The organism is uncultured Shimia sp. (genome assembly GCF_913054185.1).
Classification (GTDB): Bacteria; Pseudomonadota; Alphaproteobacteria; order Rhodobacterales; family Rhodobacteraceae; genus Shimia.
The window spans coordinates 37,278-45,731 of record NZ_CAJXIV010000020.1; the positions used below are offsets into that span (position 1 = coordinate 37,278).

An 8,454-nucleotide genomic window follows, 5' to 3' on the forward strand; every position below is an offset into this window, starting at 1 on the left:
TGAAACAGTGCTGGCAATTTTGCAACCGGTTGCAAAAAGCGCTGGAGTGTGGTTTAAATTGAGTCGGAGAGGCGGGATCAGCCGCCCACGTGCCATGAAGACGTGATTTTGGGAGGAAAACATGACGTCAATTACAAAGAAGCTGGCTCTGGCCGCTGCCGTGGTGGCAGCACCATTCGCCGTGGCAACTTCGGCAGTGGCCGAAGGTGAGAAATATGTTCTCGTCAGCCATGCACCGGACAGCGACAGCTGGTGGAACACAATCAAAAACGGCATCGCGCTTGCCGGTGATCAGATGGGTGTTGAGGTGGAGTACCGCAACCCGCCAACCGGCGACCTTGCCGACATGGCGCGCATCATCGAGCAGGCGGCGGCCTCTGGGCCAAACGGCATCATCACAACCCTGTCTGACTATGATGTTCTGTCCGGCCCGATCAGAGCCGCCGTGGACAGCGGTGTTGATGTGATCATCATGAACTCCGGGACGCCAGATCAGGCGCGCGAGGTTGGTGCGCTGATGTATGTTGGTCAGCCAGAGTATGATGCGGGTTACGCTGCTGGTCTGCGCGCCAAAGGTGACGGCGTTGGTAGCTTCCTCTGTGTGAACCACTATATCTCTTCCCCATCTTCGACAGAGCGTTGCACGGGATTTGCTGACGGTCTGGGTGTAGAACTCGGCGACCAAATGATCGACAGCGGCCAGGATCCTGCGGAGATTAAGAACCGTGTTCTGGCGTATCTGAATGCCAACCCGGACACCGACGCGGTCCTGACGCTTGGCCCAACATCCGCAGATCCAACTCTGTTGGCGCTGGATGAAAACGGTATGGCGGGTGACATCTACTTTGGTACTTTTGACCTCGGCGAAGAGATCGTTAAGGGCATTAAGGCCGGCGTGATCAACTGGGGTATCGACCAGCAGCCATTCCTGCAGGCCTACCTGCCGGTTGTGGTGCTCACCAACTATCACCGCTATGGCGTTCTGCCGGGCAACAACATCAACTCCGGCCCTGGTTTTGTGACCGCAGATGGCCTGGAAAAAGTTGAAGAGTTCGCAGGCGAATACCGCTAAGCGTCACTCACATCGCGCAGGGCGCTTGCATTAGCGCCCTTCGCACTCTGTACTGCAAATCCTACAATTCAGACCAAATGGGAGATGTCGCATGACAAGCGCGACGCAACCCACGGCCAATTCCGACGAACGCGTTAAGGAAATTTCCAGTTTCCGCAATGCATTGATCCGCCCAGAGCTGGGCGGGATCGTCGGCACCGTCGCCGTGTTCACTTTTTTCCTACTGTTCGCTTTTGACAGTGGCATGTTCAACAGCCAGGGCATCATGAACTGGAGCCAGATCTCGGCGCAATTTATGATTATTGCCGTTGGGGCCTGCCTTCTGATGATTGCAGGGGAGTTCGACCTCTCTGTTGGCTCCATGATCGGTTTCGCGGGCATGCTGATCGCGATCTTCAGTGTGACGCTTGGCTGGCCGGTCTGGCTCGCGATCATTGTCACCTTCGCGATTGCAGTGTCAATTGGCGCGTTGAACGGGTTCATTGTGGTGCGCACGGGGCTGCCGAGTTTTATCGTAACCCTGGCGTTCCTGTTTATTCTAAGAGGGTTCGCGATCTACCTGCCACAAACCATCGAGCGCAAAACCATCATTGGCGGCGTCAGCGATGTAGCAGAAGGTGACTGGCTGGCCGCAGTGTTTGGCGGCAAGATCTTCACCGGATTTTTCCAGTGGATGGGCGACAACGGCATCATCGCTGTGTTTGAACGCGGTACACGCAAAGGGCAGCCCGTGGTCGAAGGTCTGCCCATGCTGATCGTTTGGGCGATTGGCCTGGTGATTGTCGGGCATATCATCCTCACCAAGACCAAATTCGGCAATTGGATTTTTGCTGCTGGAGGGGACTCTGAGGCGGCACGCAACTCGGGGGTGCCGGTGAACAAAGTCAAGATTCTGATGTTTATGTTCACGGCTTTCTGCGCCACGGTGCTCGCAGTGTGTCAGGTCATGGAGTTTGGCTCTGCTGGAGCCGATCGCGGGTTGCTGAAGGAGTTTGAAGCTATCATTGCGGTGGTTATTGGGGGCGCGTTGCTCACTGGCGGGTATGGTTCTGTGATTGGTGCCGCGTTGGGCGCTTTGATCTTTGGGGTGGTTCAGCAGGGCCTGTTCTTTGCGGGCGTGGAAAGCTCATTGTTCCGCGTTTTCCTTGGGCTGATCCTGCTTGGTGCCGTGATCTTAAATACTTACATCCGTCGCATTATCACGGGGGAGCGTTGATATGGATCCTGAACATGCCCCCCTCATCCAGATGAAGAACATCGAGAAGCATTTTGGCCGCGTGATCGCACTGGCAGGTGTTTCGGTCGATATCTTCCCGGGCGAATGTCACTGCTTGCTTGGAGACAACGGTGCAGGGAAATCGACCTTCATCAAAACTATGTCCGGTGTGCATAAGCCAACTAAAGGAGAAATCCGTTTTGAAGGCAAAGAGATGCATTTTGCCGATCCCCGGGATGCAATTTCAGCGGGAATAGCAACGGTGCATCAGCACCTCGCAATGATCCCACTGATGTCAGTGAGCCGGAACTTCTTCATGGGCAATGAGCCGGTGAAAAAGGTTGGCCCGATGAAGTTCTTTGACCATGACTACGCCAACAAAGTCACGATGGATGAGATGCGCAAAATGGGCATCAATCTGCGAGGGCCGGACCAAGCCGTTGGTACGCTGTCTGGTGGTGAGCGGCAAACCGTTGCCATTGCGCGGGCGGTGCATTTCGGTGCAAAAGTACTTATCCTGGATGAGCCTACGTCCGCGCTTGGTGTACGCCAAACAGCAAATGTTCTGGCCACCATCGACAAAGTGCGCAAGCAGGGCGTGGCGGTTGTCTTCATCACTCACAACGTGCGTCATGCCATGGCCGTCGGAGACCGATTCACAGTTTTGAACCGAGGCCAAACGCTCGGCACGTCTCAACGCGGTCAAATCACGCCCGATGAGTTGCAGGACATGATGGCTGGTGGGCAAGAGCTGGTGGCGTTGGAAGGCAGCCTAGGCGGCACTGTTTAACAGGCTGGTGCTACCTAGTGTTGTCCGTTTTCCAAAAATAAGGCCCCATCCCGCACATTCGGGGTGGGCTTCTGTTTGGTAGCTGCAGTTTGGCTTTGGTGCTGGACGTCAGTGTCAGCAGTGAATGCCCCTGATCGCGCATATCCATCGGTTGTGGGCGTGGGTTCGAAATTGAACTCGAAGGTACGTCCTCTCGCTGATTGGGGAACTTTGGTATGTCTTTACCTATCGAAGTTATTTGGGAGCGGTTCTGCGGACGGGCTTGCCATATCGTCTTACGATCCACTTTTAGATGGCGTCTGTCTTGCCAAGCAAAAGTGTGGCAAAGCACTACCATTGCTACATACTATTTATGTAGCTGCAACATAAATACGAGGCCTTTGATTTTGCGTTATGGATGGATTGAAAATCCTCGTGTCGGTGGTTCGATTCCGCCCCTGGGCACCATTTTACCATCCAGTTGCATCCAAATTGATCCGTCAGTAGCCTGTATTCGCAGGATTTTCGCTATTGGTTTGTCCGGAGATGTCCTGCCACGTGCGCTGCAATCTACCCCAAAGCGGGGTACCGATCTGGGGTACGTGTCATGAGACATCTGGAAGGTACCCCCATGCCGGTTTTAAGCGACGCACGGATTCGGGCTCTGAAGCCTAGGGAGAAGCCCTACAAGCAAGCCGACTTCGACGGGCTCTACTTGCTGATCAAGCCGAACGGGTCGAAACTTTGGCGTTTTAAGTACCGCTGGCTGCGGAAAGAGAAGCTTCTGGCGCTGGGCAAATACCCAGAGGTGACTTTGGCCGATGCACGGCGCAAACGGGATGAGGCCCGCAGTTTGATCGCGAACGACGAAGATCCCTCGAGCGTGCGCAAAGATCAGAAAGCGAAGGCGGCAGCTGAGCAAACCGAGACCTTCGCCAAGATCGCCGCAGAACTGCTCGAAAAGAAGCGCATTGAAGGCCGGGCAGAAACTACACTTGCCAAAACCGAATGGCTCCACCGCCTGCTCGGCGCCGATATCGGGCAAATGCCCATCTCCCAAATCACAGCACGAGATGTTTTGGTTCCCCTGAAGAAGATCGAGAACAAGGGCAATCACGAAAGTGCTATTCGAATGCGTTCTGCCGCTGGGGCTGTCTTTCGATATGCCATCGCGCTGGGCCTGGCCGACAATGATCCGACCTATGGTTTGAAGGACGCCCTGATCCGACCGCAGGTCCGTCACCGGGCGGCAATCACAGATCCTACGCAGGTTGGCGCCTTACTTCGTGCTATCGATGGCTTCTCCGGACAAACCTCAACCCGCCTGGCTTTACAGCTGCTGTCGCTGACCGCTCTGCGCCCCGGTGAGTTGCGCATGGCCGAGTGGGAAGAGATCGACGGGGCTAAGGCGGTCTGGACGGTTCCTGCCCATCGCGCCAAGATGCGCCGCCCTCACGCGGTGCCCCTGTCGCATCAGGCGCTTGAGTGCGTGAAACAGCTGCGAACTCTCACCGGCTGGGGTGCGCTCCTCTTCCCATCCGTACGCTCTTCGCGGCGTTGCATGAGTGACAACACTCTGAACGCCGCCCTGCGCCGCATGGGCTATGGCAAGGAAGAGATGACGGCGCATGGGTTCCGGGCGATGTTTTCCACACTGGCCAATGAATCCGGCCGCTGGCATCCTGATGCCATCGAACGCGCCCTTGCCCATGTCGAGAAAAATGAAATCCGCCGCGCTTACGCACGTGGCGAGTATTGGAGCGAACGGGTTGAGTTGGCGCAGTGGTGGGCGGACCATCTGGATACTTTAAAAACCAAAAGGCCGGAACATGACTGATTGCGAACAGATGCCAACGCGACCAACCGAGCAATTGATGCAGGCCTGGATTCACCGGAGCCACTGGGCTTTGGAAGAAGCCCTCCTGCTCGCGCTGGGCACCTCACCTGACACCGATGATGCTTCGGAAACGCTCCAGTCTCACGAAGTGTTTCTGGCACGCGCGAAACGGTCTGGCGAACGGTTTGGCGCCCCGAGTGACTGGCTTTGGTGGGCGGAGCGAAACAACATTCCCTTCCATACAGACTGGTGGCTGGCCATCACCCCAGAAGGCCCAATCGGATATGACGGGCAGCACTTTGCCCATCACCGGCGTGAAATGCTCTCCGAACAGTACCTTCAGCAGGAACGGCGGCTCATCGGGAAGTGGGCTCGCAAGCCTTATTGGACCGCTCGGGAAGCAATCGATCTGTCCTTGAACTTTGATCCGTTCACCACAGACGGCTGGCGCGGAGAGGCGCCGGAAACCGGCGAAACAATCCGTGAGCGCGAAGACAGGTTCAGAATATTTGAGCGGGCGATGGAGATCGGGGAGATCGGCAAGAAGTCCCCTGCTCAAGACTACCTGCTCTGGCTAAAACAACGGGGCTATTACGTGTCTCCAGCCTGGCATCGAGCAGCCGGCCTGGTTGATCAAAGCTCACAACAGTCGGAGACCGTTAAATTGGCGGATATGTCCGCCGAGAACGCAGATCTACAACAGCAGCTCCAGGAAAGAGATGAGCAGCTCAAGGAGTTGCAGCAAAAACTAGACGCCGCTTCCAGAGACGAAGACAGTCGAGCTCAAAAATCGGCAAGTACACTCCGGATCGCAACCCTGCAGAAGGCCCTTATTGCCTGTGCCGTCGACGGCCACAGTTACGACCCGCGGCAAAATAGATCCGATGTGCCCAAGCAGATTGCCGATAAATCCGTCGAACTTGGCTGTGCTCTGGGCCAGCAAACGGTGCGGAAGCTGCTAAAGGTAGCCAGTGAGGAGCATGCCGACCGCGACTATTGGGGCAGTTTGACCCCTTAAAAATATGAAACGCATCGTGAATCCACGATGGACTAAGTGGATCCACCCTGCACATAACCGGGCTTCGTCAGCCTTGGACCATCCTTAACACACATGGATGGATTACCATGCACTTTGACGACCTTCCCGATGACGCGCTGCTGCGCGAAAAGCAGATCCTGCATCCCAACGGCCCGGTACCGGTGTCTCGTTCGACCTGGTGGGCTGGCGTCCGAGCCGGACGTTTCCCCCAGCCGGTGCGCCTTGGCCCGCGCACCACAGCCTGGCGTGTTGGTGGCATTCGCGCGCTCCTGAGGGAGGGCGCGTAATGAAGCGGGTGCTCGCCCCTTCCCTGCCTCAGAGCTGCTTGCGCCTCATTGGAGGCGCCAATGGCTAAACACAGTGACAATTCGGCAATGGGGGATCTGTTCGCGGATCCCCCTGTTCGCGTTGAGGCACCGATTGCACCCATTCGCCGTCGGGACAGTGATCAGAAGCAGACTCAAACTGGATCTCAAGACTTGCCTCCACAACAGCTGGCGGCACTTAAAGGCCATAACGCTGGCAACCTCGGTGTCGGTGAGCGCTATATGAAAGACACTGAGGTCGCTGAACGCTTCGGCATTGCCCGTCAAACAGTGTGGAAGCGCGTCAACCGGGGCCATCTGCCCGCCCCGGTCAAGCTTCCCCCAAACAGCACGCGCTGGCGCTTGTCGAGCCTGCTTGCATTTGAGAAGGCGCTTACGGTCACGCCGCCGCAGCCTCTTCAGCAGATCTGTCGTTCGGAGACCGAGAAATGACCCGGGCGCACTACAAGATAAAGGTTTGCCAGGATCAGGTCTTCTCGGTCGAGGAGCTGTGCGAGATCTATGATGTGCGGCGCAATGCCGTGACTGACTGGATCAAGTCGGGGCTTCTAAAATCGGATGAACAGGTTCCGTATGTCTTCCGTGGAACAGAGCTGCAACGCTATCACGATGGGCAGAAACGCAAGCAGCGGGCAAAGCTGAAACAAGGTGAGTTCAACTGTTTGAGCTGCGACAGCGCAGGCTATCCAGCCCCGCATTCCGTCACGTTCCGCACAACCCTAGCGGACGTTCCGATGGCGCAAGGCATCTGCCCAAACTGCGACGCAAATGTGTCGAAGTTACTGAAAGCGACAGAATACGACAGCCTCAAAAAATGTGTCATGTCAGGTACCAGCCTGGCCTTGAGAGACGAAAGTAATGGTGACTCCCCAACTGGTATCGAGAACCTTCCTACATCTCGCGGCACGGTTTGTTATCTGACGAATGACCGGATCGTGCATAGGTGGCAAGCCTATGCCGGGCGCTTCGAAACCGTGACCGTCCGAGCGCACCTGCGCAGCATCCGTATGTTAGAGGTTCATATTGGCGGAAAAGCTTTCGACAAGGTCACGCCGACGGACGCGGCCGCCTTCCGCGACCACTTGGTCAAGCTGGGTCAAACCCCTAAGGAGGATGGTGGCTTGAGCAACTCCACCATCCGCCATCACGCGTCTCAAGTGCGTCAGTTCTTCGAATGGCTTCGCATACAGGATGGCTATAAGCGTCTCAGTCAGAACATCTTGCTCAATCTTGAGCTGCCCAAAGCGGTGCGCGCAAAAACACTGCCGCGCGAAGACCGGGACTATCTCACGATCGAAGAAGCGGAAGAGATGTTGGCGAAGATGCCCGGCAGCACGATCGCAGAACGTCGAGACCGGGCCATCATTGCTTGTGCCTATACCTGCGGACTACGTGCAGCGGCCCTTACCACGCTTCGCCTGAAGCACATCGACCTGCAGAAGAAGGAAATGCTACAAGACGCCACCGAAATGCGGGCCAAGAACGGCAAGAGCTTTCGCAGTTTCTTCTTCCCTCGCACGGAAGCCTTCCAGCAGGTCCTCGGTGATTGGCTGACCGAACTTGGGGCCCTGGGGTTTGCCGAGGATGACGCAGTCATCCCCAGCTTTGATGATCTGAGCCATCGCGCCCCCGGCGCCGCCCCGGTGCTCCCCATGCAATCGTCCGCCGCGGTAGGCAAAGCTTTCAAGGCAGCCACGGCCCTGATTGATCGCTGCTGCACACCGCACTCTGCACGCGACACACTGGTCTACCTAGGAAACGAACTGACGAGCTCACGGAAAGAAGAAAGGGCTTTCTCTCTCAACCTTGGACATGCGAGGCCTCAAGTCAAAGAAACCTATTATGCCAAAATGACGGACGAGCAACGCCGCAGCACGATCGAAGGGCTTTGTGCTGGAACCCAGTTTACGGCCGAGGAACAGTCAATGGTTCTCGACTATTACGAAAGCCGCTTCGAACGCGGGTCCAAAGAATACAACTACGCCAAACGGCTGGCCGACCGACGCGCCGCCGCGCGCGATGGGGAGGACGTGCTGGAATAGGGGCGGTATCGGTGAAGCAGCGCTCTCTTCTCTAGCCTTCGGGAAACGGTCGTACTTTGTTGAAGGCTCATCCTAAACAAGGAGGCCGCTTCCACCCCAAGTCGGGCTGCCTCCCCGCTGACCGATCGCAAGCACGCAGTCGCAGTGGGCGGA

Annotated in this window: 8 protein-coding genes; all 8 read left to right on the forward strand. The window is 56.6% G+C overall.

Going from position 1 to position 8,454, the window contains the following annotated elements; translation table 11 throughout:
• The first annotated feature begins 121 nt into the window (after window positions 1-121).
• Window positions 122-1,072, forward strand: a complete 951-nt coding sequence (locus QZ517_RS06590) for a sugar ABC transporter substrate-binding protein (RefSeq protein ID WP_294223990.1) — start codon at window positions 122-124, stop codon at window positions 1,070-1,072.
• 91 nt (window positions 1,073-1,163) lie between these two features.
• Entirely contained in the window at window positions 1,164-2,288 is a 1,125-nt protein-coding gene (locus tag QZ517_RS06595) for an ABC transporter permease (protein WP_294223993.1), read from the forward strand.
• 1 nt (window position 2,289) lies between these two features.
• Window positions 2,290-3,078 (forward strand): ATP-binding cassette domain-containing protein, encoded by a 789-nt coding sequence (locus QZ517_RS06600; RefSeq protein WP_164645787.1) that lies wholly within the window; start codon window positions 2,290-2,292, stop codon window positions 3,076-3,078.
• Between the two features lie 586 nt (window positions 3,079-3,664).
• Window positions 3,665-4,894 carry an integrase arm-type DNA-binding domain-containing protein gene (locus QZ517_RS06605; protein ID WP_294224005.1) on the forward strand — a complete coding sequence of 410 codons (1,230 nt, stop codon included), beginning with the start codon at window positions 3,665-3,667 and terminating at the stop codon, window positions 4,892-4,894.
• A complete protein-coding gene (locus QZ517_RS06610; protein WP_294224008.1) occupies window positions 4,887-5,912 on the forward strand; it encodes a hypothetical protein in 1,026 nt (341 codons plus the stop codon). Before QZ517_RS06605 ends, QZ517_RS06610 begins: the two co-directional genes overlap by 8 nt.
• Before the next feature lie 107 nt (window positions 5,913-6,019).
• Window positions 6,020-6,220 carry an AlpA family phage regulatory protein gene (locus tag QZ517_RS06615; protein WP_294224011.1) on the forward strand — a complete coding sequence of 67 codons (201 nt, stop codon included), beginning with the start codon at window positions 6,020-6,022 and terminating at the stop codon, window positions 6,218-6,220.
• Between the two features lie 60 nt (window positions 6,221-6,280).
• On the forward strand, window positions 6,281-6,691 hold the full coding sequence (locus QZ517_RS06620) for a helix-turn-helix domain-containing protein (protein ID WP_294224014.1): 411 nt from the start codon (window positions 6,281-6,283) through the stop codon (window positions 6,689-6,691).
• Complete coding sequence (locus QZ517_RS06625) at window positions 6,688-8,301, forward strand: tyrosine-type recombinase/integrase (protein WP_294224016.1); 1,614 nt, start codon at window positions 6,688-6,690, stop codon at window positions 8,299-8,301. The genes QZ517_RS06620 and QZ517_RS06625 overlap by 4 nt, the downstream gene beginning before the upstream one ends.
• Window positions 8,302-8,454: the final 153 nt, after the last annotated feature.

Excerpts from the sequence above, each read along its gene's own strand:
- QZ517_RS06610 (WP_294224008.1), top strand. The coding sequence starts at position 4,887 with ATGACTGATTGCGAACAGATGCCAACGCGACCAACCGAGCAATTGATG.
- QZ517_RS06615 (WP_294224011.1), top strand. The coding sequence starts at position 6,020 with ATGCACTTTGACGACCTTCCCGATGACGCGCTGCTGCGCGAAAAGCAG.
- QZ517_RS06620 (WP_294224014.1), top strand. The coding sequence starts at position 6,281 with ATGGCTAAACACAGTGACAATTCGGCAATGGGGGATCTGTTCGCGGAT.
- QZ517_RS06625 (WP_294224016.1), top strand. The coding sequence starts at position 6,688 with ATGACCCGGGCGCACTACAAGATAAAGGTTTGCCAGGATCAGGTCTTC.
- QZ517_RS06605 (WP_294224005.1), top strand. The coding sequence starts at position 3,665 with ATGAGACATCTGGAAGGTACCCCCATGCCGGTTTTAAGCGACGCACGG.
- QZ517_RS06590 (WP_294223990.1), top strand. The coding sequence starts at position 122 with ATGACGTCAATTACAAAGAAGCTGGCTCTGGCCGCTGCCGTGGTGGCA.
- QZ517_RS06595 (WP_294223993.1), top strand. The coding sequence starts at position 1,164 with ATGACAAGCGCGACGCAACCCACGGCCAATTCCGACGAACGCGTTAAG.
- QZ517_RS06600 (WP_164645787.1), top strand. The coding sequence starts at position 2,290 with ATGGATCCTGAACATGCCCCCCTCATCCAGATGAAGAACATCGAGAAG.